We start from the raw sequence: 14,958 nt of genomic DNA, 5'->3' as shown, positions 1-14,958 counted from the left end.
AGCAGAGCTCAATCCACCCACTCTCCACCTCGCATCAATGCTTCAACCTGGCCGTTTTGGGTGATTCCATCTACCTCGATCTGACCCGAGCCAATCATCCAGTCGATGTGGATCAGGCTATTGTTGGCGCCAGCGGCCTGCTTTTGCTCCTGCGAGAGGGTATGGCCTCCTTCCAGGCACTCATCGTAACTGGCGCCAAAAGCGATGTGGCTGGCGGCGTTTTCGTCGTAGAGGGTTTCGTAAAAGAGCAGCCCCGACTGCGCGATAGGCGAGCTATGGGGCACCAGGGCCACCTCCCCCAAACGCCTTGCCCCTTCGTCGGTCTGGAGAAGGTGCTCCAGTATCTCCTGGCCTTTGCGGGCGTAGACCTCCACTACCTGGCCCTGCTCGAAGCGAACCCGGATGCCCTCGAGCAGGTTGCCATGCAGGCTCAGGGGTTTGCTGCTTTGCACCCAGCCTTCTACCCGTTCACGGTGAGGGGTGGTAAACACCTCTTCGGTGGGTAGGTTGGGCACACAGCGGGCCCCGTTTTGTGCCCGGCCCGCTCCACCTGCCCAGAGGTGCCCGTCGGCCAGCCCCACCCGAAGGTCTGTACCGGGACCCCGGAAGTGCAGGGCGGCGTAGCGCCTGGCGTTGAGGTGCTGTACCCGACGCTCGAGGTTTTCGATATGGTTTGTCCAGGCTGCCACAGGGTCCTTTTGGTCTACCCGGCTGACCCGGAAAATGGCCTCCCACAAATGCGCCATCTGCTGCTCCGGGGGAAGATGGGGAAAGACCATCTGGGCCCAGCGCGGTGAGGCCGCTCCGATGATGCACCAGTTGGTAGCAAACGCGCTAATGCGCTGTGAGAACGGCTTGCTGTGGCGCGCGGCTGTTTGGCTGGCTTGACGGATTAGTTCGGGGTCTTGCCCCTGTAAAAGCTCTGGATCGTCGGCCAGAATGCTGAGCCAGGCGTAGCCTTCGTCCAGGGCCTTGAGCCGGGCCTCCACCATAAAGGCGGCGTACTCCTCAAAGGAATCCCGTGGGGCATGGCGGTAGCGGGCCAGGTTGAGCTGTTCGTCATACAACTGGGTGACCACCAGCCTCGAGCCCGCCTTATAGGCTTCCTCCACCACCAGACGGGTGAGCGGCAGGGCCTCCACGCTGGCGCTCACAAAAAGCTTCTGGCCTGGTTGTAAACCCACCCCCACCTTGATGGCTACCTCGGCGAAACGCCGGAGCTTTTCTTCAAAAGTCGACATGCCCAAAGCCTACCCTACCAGGGCGGTATTGCAGCAGGGTGATCTGGCCTATTGAGGCTGTAAACTAGCGCTATGCCAGAAGTGATCTCCGAACTGTACATTCCCAAGCCCCCCAAAGAGGTCTATGCCGCTGCGCGAGACCTGGCCGGCCTCAAACCCTACCTCAAGGATGTGGAAACCCTCGAGGTTCTGGAAGACCACGGAACCACCTCGCGTACCCGCTTTGTGGCGGTTGCGATGGGAAAAAAAGTGCACTGGATCGAGGACGAGCGCTGGTTCGATGACGAGCTGCGCAACGAGTTCGACAGCAAAGAGGGCGATTTCGATGTCTACCGGGGTTCCTGGATCTTCCTGCCCGAGGGTGAAGGCACCCGGGCCGTGCTGAAGCTCGAGTACGAGCTCAACATCCCCATCTTTGGCGGCTTGCTGCAAAAACTGGTCAAGAAGCTCATGCAAGAAAACATCGACGACCTGTTGCGCGGCCTAAAGGAACGCTGCGCTGCGGCTTGAGGTGCTATACTTCGGACTATGATGCTGGCCCCACGATGTTAAGGGTGTCTTGTCGCCGGGGTTATGGTGTGCTTCGAGCCTCCATCCCGGCTTTTTTCATAGCACGGATTGGACAAAAGACCGGATGCCTAGACTGTGGCGCCGTGCCAAAGCCAAACGCGGCTCCAGAAAAAAGTACCCAGCCGGTCTGTTGATTTCCCCCACGCCGACAGCGCGCCAGCCTACCGACCCATCTTTAGCGGAGCCTTTGTATGCCACTGCACATCTATAACACCATGGCCAGGGCCAAACAGCCTTTTGTTCCGGCCACACCCGGATACGTTGGAATCTACGTCTGCGGCCCTACGGTTTACTCCGACCCCCACCTGGGGCATGCCCGCGGCCCCATTGTCTACGACGTACTGCGGCGCTGGTTGCGGCACCAGGGTTACCGGGTGCGTTTTGTGTCCAACATTACCGATGTGGGCCACCTTACCGACGATGCCGACGCGGGCGAAGACAAGATACTGCGGCGGGCCAGGCTCGAGCGCTTAGAGCCCATGGAAATAGCTGAAAAATACATGTGGAGCTACTTCGACGAGCTGCAGGCCCTGAACGTTCTGCGCCCCGACATTACCCCCCGGGCTGCCGGGCACATACCCGAGCAAATCGAGCTGACAGAAGCATTGCTAAAGCGGGGGCACGCCTATGTGGCGAATGGCTCGGTTTACTTTCGGGTCAGAAGCTGGCCCGAGTTCGGCAAGCTCTCCAACCGCGATATTGAAGACCAGGAAGCGGGGGCAAGGGTCGAGGTGCGCGAAGAGAAAGAAGACCCCCGCGACTTTGCCCTGTGGAAGCGGGCCGAGCCAGAACACATCATGCGCTGGAACTCGCCCTGGGGGGTGGGATTCCCCGGCTGGCACATTGAGTGCTCGGCCATGAGCCTCAAATACCTGGGCGATGGCTTCGACATCCATGCGGGCGGCGTGGATCTGCAGTTTCCCCACCACGAGGCCGAAATTGCCCAGGCCGAGGCCGCCGGACACACCTTTGCCCGCTACTGGATGCACCACTACCATGTGCTGCTCAATGGTCAGAAGATGGCCAAAAGCACCGGCAACCTCATTACCCTGGCCGAGCTACGGGCCCGATATGAGCCCCTGTACATCCGCTTTTACTTGCTTGGTAGCCACTACCGTAGCGTGCTGGACTTTACCGACGAGGGCCTCGAGGCGGCTAAAAACGGCTACCTTCGCCTGCTAAACGCCTACCGTGAAATACGTCGCATGCTTCACCATGCGCCCCCTGGTCGGCACACTGGGCTAGACCGGGCTGTCACAACGCTGCGGCAGACTTTTGCCGAAGCCCTGGACGACGACTTGAACACGGCCCAGGCCATTGCTGCCTTCTTCAACTTTGTCACCGACCTCAACAAAGCCCTGACTGAGCGGCCTGGTCGGGAGAGCTTGCTCGAGGCCGAACGGGTTTTTGCTGAGCTGGGAGAAGGTGTGCTGGGGCTTTTCCCGACGCGGGTGCTGGAAAACCAGCTTGGTGGGGCCTTGCTCGAGGGCCTGGTCTCGCTGCTGCTGGAGATTCGTGAGGAGGCGCGCAAAAACCGCAATTTTGCCCTGTCGGATCGGATTCGCGACCGCCTGACCGAGCTGGGGGTGGTGGTCGAGGACACCCGTGAAGGCCCCAAGTGGAAGGTGAGCGTATAGGGCCAAACACAAGGCCCCGCTTAGCGGGGCCTTTGGCTGGTTTCGCTGCGCTTACTCGCGCTGCGAGTTCATGATGGCTACGTAGTGCAGGATGGTAGCCAGGGAGTTGGCCAGTGCGGCCACGTAGGTCATGGCGGCGGCAGTCAGAACCGCTCGAGCCCCGCCAATTTCACGGTCATCCAGAAAGTTCATCTTCCGTAGGATGCTCAGCGCACGGTTCGAAGCGTCGAACTCCACCGGCAAGGTTACCAGCTGGAACAGTGCGGCGGCGGCGAAGAGCCAGATGCCGATGTTCATCAGGCCAGCGGCGCCCATGAACATCCCGATAAGGAAAATCCAGGGTCCCCACATGCTGCCGAGGTTGGCTACCGGCAGGATGCTGTGCCGCACCCGCAGCCAGGCATAGCCTTTGGCGTCCTGAAGGGCATGACCCACCTCGTGGGCCGCTACCGCCAGGGCGGCTGCCGAGGGAGAGTGGAAGTTGGGCTCGGATAGGCGCACAGCCTTGGCAATGGGGTCGTAGTGGTCGGTCAGGGCGCCCGGTGTCATCTCTACCCGCACGTTGTGCAAGCCGTAGGCATCCAGAATCGCCCGGGCCACCTGCTCACCCGTGACACCCCGGCTGTTGGCTACCCGGCTGTAGCGGGCATAGGTCTGCTGCAGCCAGAACTGTATAAACAGCGTGGCCACAAAAACTGCAATCATCAGAATGAACGTTATGGTCATCATCTCCTCCTACACGTATAAGGTAGCAAACTGTATATGAGCGCTCTGAGTCTTGGGTCACCAGGGCCTGCGAAGCATCAACAGCTCCCCCGCTGCCCAATCTTTGGCTTGAAGGCCAGGGTAAACCGCTTAGGGCTATGGTTGCAGGGGTTGGCTGCGCACGGTGAAGCGAAGCGCGGTGCGCTCTTCGCTCTCGAGCTCGAGCTTCACAAAGGCAGGTTTTACCACCAAGTCCAGGTTATCTGGGGCGATGTAACCCCTGGCAATCGCAATAGCCTTCACGGCCTGGTTGACTGCTTCGGGGCCAATGGCCTGTACCTCGACCTCGCTCTGGGAGCGCAGCAGCGCAGCGATAGCGCCCGCTACTGAGTTGGGACGTGACTTGCTGGATACACGCAGCGTTTCCACAAAACCTCCTAGTACACCGTCCACAGGGTTAGCGAAAAGGACACTTAAATATACGAAAGCTGCTTGATGTGCTCCATGCTCAGTCCCACGATTGCCCTCATGGGGTTTGGGCGTACCGCCAGGTGCAACGCTCCTTTCTGCATTGTAGGAGTAAAGGTAAAGTAATGTCAATAAAATGCGTTGTTAAAGCATTATTCTAGACCAGCTACAACCCGCTAAATGCCCACAGGATAGTTCGTGGGTATTTTTGTCCTGTACTGCGAATTGCACAAGTTTTGCACCGGCAGGTCGTATTGACTGGGGCTAGGGTGGTTCGTATACTGCTTCAAATCTTCGCAAACTTATGCGAAGGTTCCCCCCTACATCATGTTCAACCCCGGAGGTCTAGCAAATGAGATTTAGTGAGGCATACCCTGGTATACCAAATGGACGCGACGCTTGCGGAATTATCGCCATTGCCGAAAAGAGTGCGCGCCCAAGTCATGCCAATGTGCAGCGTACCATCGAAAGCCTCTACAAAATGGCGCACCGGGCGGGTTTGATTCGGGGGGAAGGCGATGGCACAGGCATTCAGACCGACCTCCCGCGCGAGCTTTGGGCGGGCTACCTGTACGAAGCTGGCCTCGACAGCAACCTGGCACAAAACCCCCGTTTCTTTGTGGGGCACCTATTTATACCCAAAAGCGCAGGTGCTCGCATCCAGGAGCTATTTGACCTGTTCAGGGTAGAGGGTTCCCGGCGGGGCATTAAGCTGCTGTTGGAGCGAAAAGGAGAGACCAACAGCCGCGTGCTGGGGCCGGTGGGAAAGCGCACCGAGCCGCTGTTCTACCAGGTGGCCGGTCTATCCACCGATGGCGATGGGCCCCTGTGGGAGCTGGGCTTGCTACTCGAGCAACGCTTCCCGGTACACGTGGTTTCGCTTTCAACCGCCACTGTGGTCTATAAGGTGCGGGGTTCTGCCGAAATTCTCAAGCGCTACTTTCCCGAGCTGTCGCGGGCGGAGTACAAATCCACCCTTACCCTGGGCCACAACCGCTACTCCACCAACACCATGTCCACCTTCGAGGCGGTGCAGCCCTTTGGCTTGCTGGGACATAACGGCGAAATCAACACCATCGAGCGCCTGCGGCGGGAGGGCCGCTTTTTGGGCATACCGCTCACGGGCGGCTCTGATTCGCAAGACCTGAACCGGATTTTGGAAGGACTGCTGTACCGATTTGGTCTTTCCCTCTCCGAGGCCATGGACCTGGCTTTTCCGCCTATTCTGGGCGAGATTAAAAATTATTCCCCGGCCCTGCAAGACCTCTACATGAACCTGCGCCAGCGCTTTGGCCCACTGGCCCAGGGGCCGGCGGCCCTGGTGACGCGCCACCGTGAGGAGGCGGTTTTTGCCACCGACGCGATGGGATTGCGCCCGTTGTGGTTTGTCGAGACCGACTCGGAATACGTTTTTAGCTCGGAGCGAGGGGTCTTTACGGTGGAGGAGTTCGTTTCTGAACCGCGCCCCTTTGCGCCCGGCGAAAAGATGTATCTTCGCCTGACCCCCGAAGGGACACGCCTTTTCCCCTTCGACCGCCACCAACGACAGGTGCTCGAGCGCATCCTGACCAAGACCCACAACCTCGAGGGCTATGCGGCTTACCTGGCCGGGCCCCGCTACCAAGGGCTTCCCCCGGTGGCTGGAGGCAGCGAGGCCCAGGTGGAAGACAAGCCTGCGCCGCCTTCCTTGAACCTCGAGCGGGCCTATGGCTGGGATCGCTGGGATGCGGGCTACCTCGAGGCCCTTGCAGAAAGCGGTAACGAGCCCATCGGTTCGCTGGGCTACGATGGCCCCATTGCGGCCCTGAACCCAGAAAAACCCAACCTCTCGGAGTTTTTCAAAGAAACCGTGGCGGTGGTAACCAACCCGGCCATCGACCGCGAACGCGAGATCGAACACTTCTCCACCCGCAGCATCCTGGGCCGACGGCCACTGCCGGACGGACGTGGTGCAGGCCACGTGGAAGAGCTGGTGGTGCCGATTCTGCTCGAGGAAACCTCGCCTGCTATCCTAGCTGTTGTCCAGGGGCACGGTACCCTGACCTATGAGGAGGCCCTGCGCCGCTTCAAACATGTGGTGCTACCCTTGCAGTTTTCGGTTGAGGAGGGTATTGCTGCGGGGCTGCAGCGCCTGCAAGAGGCGGCTGTAGCGGCGGCTCGGGGGGGCGCCGAACTGCTGGTGCTCTCGGATCGCCATGCATTCGAGGGGGGCGTCTGGCTGGATGTTTACCTGGCCCTGGCAGCTATTGGCAAGGCCCTGGAAGAGGCCCGCGACGAGGAAGGAATTTCCCTGCGTCGCCGCACCTCGATGCTGGTGCACTCCGGCGGGGTGCGCAACCTGCACGACCTGGCGGTCTGCCTGGGGCTGGGAGCCGATGCAATAGCCCCCTGGCTGATGCAACACAAGGCCCAGGCCAGCAAGGGTACCCTGGGCCTGCAGAACCTGCTCGAGGGTCTCAAAAAGGGCCTGGAGAAGGTTATATCTACCATGGGCATCCACGAGCTGCGCGGCTACGGGCGTATCTTCAGTGCCATTGGCCTCAAACCCGAGCTGGCTGAACATTTTGGCATCCGCAACTTCCTGGGCTCGGGAAAGGCAGGCTACGGCTTGCTGGAGCTCGAGCGCACCCTTCTGGAGCGGCTCAACCTGCTCAACGCCGAGAAAGTTCCTCCAGCCAAGGACTTCCGCTTTAACTCCCGTATTTTCAAGGCGGCCATGGATGTTTCCTCGGGCCAGTCCCCTTATGAACACTTCCAGGAGAAGGTAAGGGGGCTCGAGCACGAATCGCCCGTGGCAGCCCGGCAGCTTCTGGGGGTCAAGTTCCCAGAGAAATCCGAGGTCAACCCCGAAGAAGTGGACCTGAGCGTGGGGGGGCACTCCCTGCCTTTTGTGATTACGGCCATGAGCTTTGGCTCCCAGGGTGAGGCCAGCTTCCGGGCCTACATCGAGGCGGCTAAGAAGCTCAACATGGTTTGCATTAACGGTGAGGGGGGCGAAATCCCCGATATGCTGGGTAAATATACCCACTGGCGCGGCCAGCAGGTGGCCTCGGGCCGCTTTGGGGCGCATGCCTATATGCTCAACTCGGCGGGCTTCATCGAAATTAAAATCGGCCAGGGGGCTAAACCGGGCGAAGGGGGTCACCTGCCGGGCAAAAAAGTAACCGCCAAAGTGGCGGCGGCCCGCAACGCCGTTCCGGGGGTAGACCTGATCAGCCCCTCCAACAACCACGACCTCTACTCCATCGAAGACCTGGCCCAGCTCATCGAGGAACTCAAAACCGTCAACCCCAAGGCCAAGGTCTCGGTCAAGGTGCCGGTGATCCCCGGCATTGGCACCATCGCGGTGGGCATTGCCAAGGCCGGTGCCGACGTGATTGCCCTCTCGGGTTTTGAGGGGGGCACGGGGGCGGCCCGCTGGCATGCCCTCAAATATGCCGGTTTGCCGGTGGAAATTGGCGTGCGACGGGCCCACCGGGCCCTGGTGCGGGCCGGCATGCGCGACAAGGTCGAAATATGGGCCGATGGGGGCCTCAAAACCGCCTACGATACCCTGCGCATGGTGCTCCTGGGCGCAGACCGGGTGGGCATGGCGACCATGGCCATGGTGGCGATCGGCTGTACCATCTGCCGCCAGTGCCAGATGGACACCTGTCATGTGGGCATCGCTACCCAGATCGAGACCACCGAGCAAGCCCAGGCCCACGGACTCAAGCGCTTTGTACCCCAAGAGCTCGAGCGGGCGGTGGAGCAGCTGACCACCTTTTTTGGGGCCAAAGGCCAGGAGTTGCGCCGCCTGGTTGCCTCCTTGGGGGCTGGAAGCCTGCGCGAGCTGGTGGGCCGCAGCGATCTGCTGGTGCAAGAAGGCCACACCGATGAGCTCGATCTTGGCTACTTCTTTGAACCCGTCTCGGCCCCGGAGTGGCTGGGTGAACGCTCGGCGCATGTGCTGCGCAAGCCCTTGAACCAGCTTACCCGTTCAATCACCGAGGTGGTGACCCAGGCTTATGCTGAGGGTGGACGTGAACTCTTGTTCCAGGATGGGCCGGTGGGCTCCACCGACCGAGCCCTGGGAACGCACCTTGCCGGCGAAATTGCCCGCCGCCGCCTGTACGGCAAGGGCTGGGATGCCAAAGTAGAAATCCGCTTCGATGCTGGGAGCGTGGCTGGCAACGGCGTAGCTGCCTTCAACGTGGAGGGGCTGGACATCGTGGTGGAGGGCGGCGCCCAGGATGGCATCGCCAAGAACGCCTATGGTGGCAAGGTGGCCATTCTAAAAGGCCGCAACCCCTTTGGCCAGTATGTGGACGGTTCGGTGGGGAAGTCGTTCGCCTATGGGGCCATTGGGGGCTTGTTGATTGTGGAAGGGCAGGCCGACAGCCGTTTCTGCATCCGTCTTTCGGGAGCCGATGTGGTGCTGGCCGGTGAGCCTGACCGCCCGGTGCAAGACGAACTCGGCAACATTGCGGCCCGCGCTCAGGCCAAGGGCTTTGCCTTCGAATACATGACCCGTGGGCGTGCGGTGGTACTGGGCGACCCCGGCCCCTGGATTTGCTCGGGCATGACCGGTGGGCGGGTCTATCTGCGCTACTGGCCCGAGATGGGCCTGAACGAAGAAGCCATGCACCGGCGGCTGGCCAAGGGGGCCAAAGTGGCCATCCAAAAGCTGGACGAGCGGGGCATTGCCGATGTGCGCGAACTGATGAGCGCCTACCTTGACGCCCTGCGGGCTGCCGAGCGTGAAGACAAGGCCGAGCGCCTCCTGCGGCTGCTGGCCGACCCTGCGTCCCACTTCCGCATGGTGCTGCCCATCAACCAGCAGGTGGTGCAGGAAGTCAGCACCGAGTAGAGCACCCTGCACAATCACCGAGCCCCTTACCCAATAAGTGTTTCCATAGTTGAAATGCACGATGCTTTTTGGAAAGATAGCTGGGGAATTGCGTCAGGTACGGGCTCATTCTGATGGTTTTGCCAATCTGTTCTGGCGCGAGAGGTTCGTGCCTATTCAAGATTTTTGTATCAAGGTACAATTGTCCCGCATGGATGCAGGGCAGTTGTTGAATAAATTGATTAGCCGCACGGGCCTGCTCGAGCAGCACGTCCAAACACTGTGCAGGCTCGAGCCCCTGATGGCCCCCATGGCTTCGGAAATTGCCCTGGCCTTTTACGACTACCTGGGACGGGACGAGGAGATGCGGGCCATTTTGTGGGAGGTTCCCGGGAGGGTCGAGCGGCTGTATCAAAGCTTTTCCGACTGGTACCGGGAGCTTTTTTGTGGAAAATACAACGCGGAATATGCGGAGAAGCGGGCCCGCATCGGGCTGGTACACGCTGCGGTAGGGGTTAAGCCCAGCTTCATCATGCCCGCTTTTGGCATTGTGCAAGAGCTGTCGCTCGAGCACCTGCGTAACACCCTGCGTTCGCCCGAAGTTTTCAGTGCGGTGGAAGCCTTCGAAAAAATCATGTCCATCGAGGCCGCTCTCATGCAGGACAGCTACATGCAGGCCATGGAGTATGGCTACCGCCTGGGCGTGGCCGCCGACCAGGAAAAAGCCCTGATAGCAGGGGCGAGGGCCATTCTGGGGAAAATTAACTGAGCCTGGCAGGGGGCTTTGTGACGGGCGGTTGGTTATGATGTCGGCTTTACAGAGATACTCACCGCTGAGGCATGCCTTTGTGAAGCTCAGTACGCACCCCTCACTCCGTTCGGCGAAAAGCGCGTCGCCCGTTGGTATGCGGAGTACACTCCGTACCGAAGGGGATCGTCCCCTTGGTCAGGGTGAACAACCACCGCTGTAGGAGACTGCTCACCCAAACCTGGTATGAGCCACTCGGATGCGTACAGTACAATCGCAGGGATGAAGGCTGGAGAGCTGCTGCAAACCCTTATGCACCGCACCGGCCTGACCGAGCAGCATGCCCACACCTTGCGGAGCCTCGAGCCCATCGCAGGCCCGCTGGCACCCGAGGTGGCCCTGGCTTTTTACGACTACCTGGGGCGCGACCCCGAGATGCATGAAATTCTATGGAGCGTGCCGGGCCGGGTGGAGCGGCTGTACCAGTCGTTTGCGGCCTGGTACCGTGAGCTTTTTTCCGGCCAGTACGATGCCCAATACGCCAGGCGGCGGATGTATATCGGGCTGGTTCATGCCCGGGTGGGGGTGCGTCCTGCTCACTACATTCCGGCGGCAGGGATTGTGCAGGAGTTGACCCTCGAGCACCTCCGCAACGCCCTGCGCGGGCCCGACATCCTGGCTGCCATTTCTGCTTTCGAAAAGATAATGGCCATCGAGATTGCCCTCATGCAAGAGAGTTACTTTAGCGCGCTGTGGGAGGGGCTGAAATATACCCGCGACGAGCAAAAAGCCCTGGTCGAGGGGGCGCGGGTGTTGTTGGAAAAAGCCCGCTAAACATATGAATAAGGGCAGCGCTTGTACAACAAACAAGCGTGGGGTGTTTTCAGTGCCCCTCATGTGCTGACGGGGTAATAAGATTGTGGGGTGATTCAAGCGATTTTGTTCGACCTAGACGAAACCCTAATCCTAGACCATCCAGTATCGCTCCACGCCCTGCGCAGTTGTGCGTTTTATGCGGCTTCCTGGTACAGCCTGGACATTCCCCGTTTGATCCAGGATGCCGAGGAAAGCGCGGTGCGGCTGTGGAAGGCTTCGCCGGTGTTTGACTATGCCCAGCGCATCGGCCACAGTGCAGGGGAGGGGCTGTGGGCCCGCTACGAAACCCAGACCCATCCTGCTCTGAAGACGCTCTACGACTGGGCCCCTGCCTTTCGGGTGGCCGTCTGGGGCGAGGCCCTGGCCCAGCAGGGCATACACGACGACGCCCTCTGCGAGGCCCTGGCGCACCGCTACTTTGCTGAGCGGCGGCTATACCCCCGCTACCCCGAGATAGACGCACTGCTACAGGCCCTTGCGGGCTACAAGCTGGGCATCGTGACCAACGGGGTGCCCGATTTGCAGCGCGAGAAGCTCGAGGGCTTTGGACTGCAAGACCGTTTTCAGGCTGTGGTGGTGTCGGGCGAACTTGACGTGGGCAAGCCTGAGCGTGGCATCTTCGAGTACATCTGCCAGACGCTGGGCGTAGAGCCCCAGGTCTGTGTGATGGTGGGGGACAACCCCGAGCGCGATATTGCGGGTGCAGCAAACGCAGGTATGAAATCGGTCTGGGTGGCGCGGGGCTTCAAGGACAAAAACCCCGCACACCCCGCTGACCTCGAGGTCACCAACCTTTTGCAGATGCTACCCTGGCTGGAGGCTTTGGGCTCCTAAGCGGTAGCATGGGGTCTGTGAAGTTGTGGCTTCGTGGGTACACCTTAGACCTCTCGCGCCCCCGCCTGATGGGGGTGCTTAACCTAACCCCAGACTCATTCTCCGATGGGGGGCGGTATCAACAACCTGAAGCAGCCCTAAAGCGTGCGCGCCAGATGGTCGCTGAGGGGGCAGACCTCATCGATGTGGGGGGTGAGTCTACCCGTCCCGGTGCAGCGCCCGTAAGCGTAGAGGAGGAAAAACGCCGGGTGCTGCCGGTGCTGGAGGCGCTCCTCTCGCTCGAGGTGCCCATCAGCATAGATACCCGTAAACCGGAGGTGGCTGCCGAGGCGCTGGCCTTGGGGGTACACCTGCTGAACGATGTAAGCGGTTTGCGCGATGAACGAATGGTAGCCCTGGCAGCCCGCTACGGGGTGCCTGCCGTGATCATGCACATGCCCCATCCCGACCCCGCTACCATGCAGCAACACGCCTGCTATGCGGACGTGGTAGGGGAGGTGCGGGCCTTTTTGCAGACGCAAGCCCACAAAGCCCTTATGGCCGGGGTGCCTCAGGTGGTGCTCGACCCCGGCATTGGTTTTGGTAAGACCCTGGAGCACAACCTGCAGCTTATTGCCCGGCTGGACAGGCTGGTCGCCCTGGGTCATCCGGTGCTGCTGGGGGCTAGCCGTAAGCGCTTTATCGGGATGCTAAGCGGGGTGGAGCAGGCGGAAGGGCGAATCATGGGCACGCTGGCGGCGCACCTCTTTGGGGTAAGCCAGGGGGCCTGTATTCTGCGGGTACACGATGTGCGGGCCCACCGGGAGGCGCTTGCGGTCTGGAACGCCATTGAGGCCCACCAAAACAGGCTTTCTGGAGAAGCTTAGAATGGGCAAGGTTGTGCTTGCTGGTATCGAGCTGTACGCCCGTCACGGCCTACATGCTGAAGAAGAAAAGCTGGGTGCGCGGTTTGTGGTAGATGTGGAGATGGAGGTGGCCTTCGAGGGAAAGCCCGATGCCCTTGGCTCTACCGTGGACTACAGCGCAGTTTTTCGCCTCATCCATAAGGAGGCGACCGAGCAACGCTTTTACTTGATAGAGGCCCTGGCCGAGCATCTGGCCGAGGAGATCATGAGAAACTTCCCCGAGGTGCGTGAGTTGTTGTTGCGGGTACACAAGCCCCATGCACCGTTGCCGGGGGTGGTTCGGGATGTGTTTGTGCAAACCTCGAGGCAGCGATGAACTACACCGAGGCGCTGGGCTATACCACCTCGCTGGTCAAATTTGGCATCCAGCTTGGTCTGGAGCGCTTCCAAGAGCTTTTGCGGCGGGTGGGCAGTCCCCACACTGCCTTCCGTGCGGTGCATGTGGCGGGAACCAACGGCAAAGGTTCTACCACCACCCTTATCGCAGCGGTGCTGCGTGAGGCGGGTTACCGCACCGCTTGTTACCTTTCTCCGCACCTTTTCGACTTTCGTGAGCGCATCCAGATCGATGGTGTGCCCATTCCCCCTGAGGCTTTTGCCCGACAGGTTGCCAGGCTCAAGCCCGAGATAGAGGCGCTGGCCCAGGACCCGCGCTATGGCCAGACCACCGAGTTTGAGCTGATTACCGCAGCCGCCTTTGGCTACTTTGCCGAACAAAAGGTGGATGTGGCGGTGCTCGAGGTGGGTCTGGGGGGGCGGCTGGATGCGACCAACGTCATTCCACCGCCCTTGGTCGCAGTCATCACCAGCATCGGCTTCGATCATCAGGAGGTGCTGGGCCACAGCCTGCGCCAGATTGCCCGGGAGAAAGCCGGCATCCTGAAGCCGGGTGTGCCGGTGGTGACCGGTGTGACCCAGCCGGAGGCCCTGCAGGCCATCGAGGAGACCGCCCATGGCCTGGGCTGTACCCTGCACACCGTCGCAAAGGCAGCCCCTGCCTATGCGCGATACACCACCGATGCCAGCGGGCTTTCACTCTGGTGGCCGGGGCGGCCACTACGCGGGCTGCGCCTGGCCCTGCGGGGCCCTTTCCAGCAGGCCAACGCGGCCGTGGCCGCCACAGCCCTGCGGATACTGGCGGAGCAGGGGTTGGCGATTCCTGAGGAGGTCTTGCGCCGGGGTCTGGAGCAGGCCCGTCTGCCGGGCCGTTTTCAGGTGCTGCGCCTTGGGCCTCCCCCCCGTGTGCTGGTGCTCGATGTGGCCCACAACCAGGATGGAGCCCGGGCCCTGGCTGAGGCGCTAAAGGCCACCTTTCCCGAGCGGAAGGGTCTTTTTGTGGTGGGGATGAAAGCCAACCACGACCCCGTGGAGTTCCTACCGCCCTTGCGCGACCGGATAGACCGCCTATGGGTAAGTCAGCCGCGCCACAGCCCCCGTCCGGTTGAGGAACTGCTGGCAGTAGCGCGTGGTCTGGGGCTCGAGGTCGAGGCGCTGCCGGATATCCCTCAGGCCTTGGCCCGGGCCCTGGCCCAGGCTGAGCCAGAACAGCCGGTTGTGCTGACCGGCTCGCTGCTAACGGTGGGGGAGCTTCCCGAGCCTTACCGCAGCCTGGCGATGGCTGGTTAGGGATTACCAACGCAGATCTGTTGGGCGTACCCCTGCGCGGCCAACCCTAGCCAGCAAATCCGCCACAGGCCCTCGTCCTGGAACTACCCAGTCGGGGGCGATTTCGGCCAGGGGGGCCAGCACGAAAGCCCGCAGGTGCATGCGGGGATGCGGAAGGGTCAGGCCAGGCAGCTCTAGCTCTAGCCCATCGCACAGAAGCAGATCGAGGTCCAGGGTGCGGGGGCTGTTGGGGTAGAGCCGTACCCGCCCTTCCTGCTGTTCGATGTGTAGCAGAAGCGCCAGCAGTGCGGCGGGCTCGAGCGAGCAAAAGAACACTGCTGCGGCGTTGAGGTAGGCTTCCTGCTCGAGGGGGCCACCCACCGGTTCGGTCTCGTATATACGGCTCAAAACCAGCCCCTGTACATTAGCGCCATGCCTCAGGCGGGCTACACCCCGCCGCAGGTGTTGGAGGCGGTCACCCAGATTGGAGCCTAAAGCCACTGCGTAACGATACACGCCAACAAGGTACCACCCGCGGCTG

The 14,958-nt window shown here is 61.1% G+C and carries 13 protein-coding genes; 9 read left to right on the top strand and 4 right to left on the bottom strand.

Annotation, left to right across the window (positions count from 1 at the left end):
• Positions 1–8: 8 nt before the first annotated feature.
• Positions 9–1,241 (bottom strand): aminopeptidase, encoded by a 1,233-nt coding sequence (locus tag Q355_RS0104460; protein WP_027876685.1) that lies wholly within the window; start codon positions 1,239–1,241, stop codon positions 9–11.
• 72 nt (positions 1,242–1,313) lie between these two features.
• On the opposite strand from Q355_RS0104460, the gene Q355_RS0104455 reads away from it, so the two are divergent.
• Together Q355_RS0104455 and cysS are read left to right on the top strand one after the other, a co-directional pair.
• Complete coding sequence (locus Q355_RS0104455; protein WP_027876684.1) at positions 1,314–1,751, top strand: type II toxin-antitoxin system RatA family toxin; 438 nt, start codon at positions 1,314–1,316, stop codon at positions 1,749–1,751.
• Positions 1,752–2,002: 251 nt separating this feature from the next.
• Positions 2,003–3,448, top strand: coding sequence for a cysteine--tRNA ligase (cysS, locus tag Q355_RS0104450; protein WP_027876683.1), 1,446 nt, complete (start codon positions 2,003–2,005; stop codon positions 3,446–3,448).
• A gap of 51 nt (positions 3,449–3,499) precedes the next feature.
• Here cysS and Q355_RS0104445 read toward each other — a convergent pair whose 3' ends face one another.
• Together Q355_RS0104445 and Q355_RS0104440 are read right to left on the bottom strand one after the other, a co-directional pair.
• Complete coding sequence (locus Q355_RS0104445; protein ID WP_027876682.1) at positions 3,500–4,177, bottom strand: zinc metallopeptidase; 678 nt, start codon at positions 4,175–4,177, stop codon at positions 3,500–3,502.
• Between the two features lie 132 nt (positions 4,178–4,309).
• Positions 4,310–4,582, bottom strand: coding sequence for a stage V sporulation protein S (locus Q355_RS0104440; protein WP_027876681.1), 273 nt, complete (start codon positions 4,580–4,582; stop codon positions 4,310–4,312).
• A 391-nt stretch (positions 4,583–4,973) separates the two neighbouring features.
• On the opposite strand from Q355_RS0104440, the gene Q355_RS0104430 reads away from it, so the two are divergent.
• From Q355_RS0104430 to Q355_RS0104400, 7 genes are all read left to right on the top strand, one after another.
• Complete coding sequence (locus tag Q355_RS0104430; RefSeq protein ID WP_027876680.1) at positions 4,974–9,470, top strand: glutamate synthase-related protein; 4,497 nt, start codon at positions 4,974–4,976, stop codon at positions 9,468–9,470.
• A 190-nt stretch (positions 9,471–9,660) separates the two neighbouring features.
• A complete protein-coding gene (locus Q355_RS0104425) occupies positions 9,661–10,218 on the top strand; it encodes a protoglobin domain-containing protein (protein ID WP_027876679.1) in 558 nt (185 codons plus the stop codon).
• Positions 10,219–10,479: 261 nt separating this feature from the next.
• Positions 10,480–11,031: a protoglobin domain-containing protein gene (locus Q355_RS0104420; RefSeq protein WP_027876678.1), complete on the top strand. Its 552-nt coding sequence runs from the start codon at positions 10,480–10,482 to the stop codon at positions 11,029–11,031.
• A 90-nt stretch (positions 11,032–11,121) separates the two neighbouring features.
• Positions 11,122–11,907 carry an HAD family hydrolase gene (locus Q355_RS0104415; RefSeq protein WP_027876677.1) on the top strand — a complete coding sequence of 262 codons (786 nt, stop codon included), beginning with the start codon at positions 11,122–11,124 and terminating at the stop codon, positions 11,905–11,907.
• Between the two features lie 68 nt (positions 11,908–11,975).
• Positions 11,976–12,773 (top strand): dihydropteroate synthase, encoded by a 798-nt coding sequence (gene folP, locus Q355_RS0104410; protein ID WP_245597489.1) that lies wholly within the window; start codon positions 11,976–11,978, stop codon positions 12,771–12,773.
• Position 12,774: 1 nt separating this feature from the next.
• Entirely contained in the window at positions 12,775–13,128 is a 354-nt protein-coding gene (gene folB / locus Q355_RS0104405; protein ID WP_027876675.1) for a dihydroneopterin aldolase, read from the top strand.
• On the top strand, positions 13,125–14,438 hold the full coding sequence (locus tag Q355_RS0104400) for a bifunctional folylpolyglutamate synthase/dihydrofolate synthase (protein ID WP_027876674.1): 1,314 nt from the start codon (positions 13,125–13,127) through the stop codon (positions 14,436–14,438). The genes folB and Q355_RS0104400 overlap by 4 nt, the downstream gene beginning before the upstream one ends.
• 3 nt (positions 14,439–14,441) lie before the next feature.
• Here Q355_RS0104400 and folK read toward each other — a convergent pair whose 3' ends face one another.
• On the bottom strand, positions 14,442–14,933 hold the full coding sequence (gene folK, locus Q355_RS0104395) for a 2-amino-4-hydroxy-6-hydroxymethyldihydropteridine diphosphokinase (RefSeq protein ID WP_027876673.1): 492 nt from the start codon (positions 14,931–14,933) through the stop codon (positions 14,442–14,444).
• Positions 14,934–14,958: the final 25 nt, after the last annotated feature.

It is taken from the genome of Meiothermus cerbereus DSM 11376 (assembly GCF_000620065.1).
Taxonomy (GTDB): domain Bacteria; phylum Deinococcota; class Deinococci; order Deinococcales; family Thermaceae; genus Meiothermus; species Meiothermus cerbereus.
The sequence above is the reverse complement of the archived record's forward strand: the minus strand, read 5'-3'. Positions and strand labels throughout refer to the sequence as shown.

Bases quoted from the DNA above. Each gene is read 5' to 3' on its own strand.
- Q355_RS0104460 (WP_027876685.1), bottom strand. From the start codon at position 1,241: ATGTCGACTTTTGAAGAAAAGCTCCGGCGTTTCGCCGAGGTAGCCATC.
- Q355_RS0104455 (WP_027876684.1), top strand. From the start codon at position 1,314: ATGCCAGAAGTGATCTCCGAACTGTACATTCCCAAGCCCCCCAAAGAG.
- cysS (WP_027876683.1), top strand. From the start codon at position 2,003: ATGCCACTGCACATCTATAACACCATGGCCAGGGCCAAACAGCCTTTT.
- Q355_RS0104445 (WP_027876682.1), bottom strand. From the start codon at position 4,177: ATGATGACCATAACGTTCATTCTGATGATTGCAGTTTTTGTGGCCACG.
- Q355_RS0104430 (WP_027876680.1), top strand. From the start codon at position 4,974: ATGAGATTTAGTGAGGCATACCCTGGTATACCAAATGGACGCGACGCT.
- Q355_RS0104425 (WP_027876679.1), top strand. From the start codon at position 9,661: ATGGATGCAGGGCAGTTGTTGAATAAATTGATTAGCCGCACGGGCCTG.
- Q355_RS0104420 (WP_027876678.1), top strand. From the start codon at position 10,480: ATGAAGGCTGGAGAGCTGCTGCAAACCCTTATGCACCGCACCGGCCTG.
- folP (WP_245597489.1), top strand. From the start codon at position 11,976: ATGGGGGTGCTTAACCTAACCCCAGACTCATTCTCCGATGGGGGGCGG.
- folB (WP_027876675.1), top strand. From the start codon at position 12,775: ATGGGCAAGGTTGTGCTTGCTGGTATCGAGCTGTACGCCCGTCACGGC.
- Q355_RS0104400 (WP_027876674.1), top strand. From the start codon at position 13,125: ATGAACTACACCGAGGCGCTGGGCTATACCACCTCGCTGGTCAAATTT.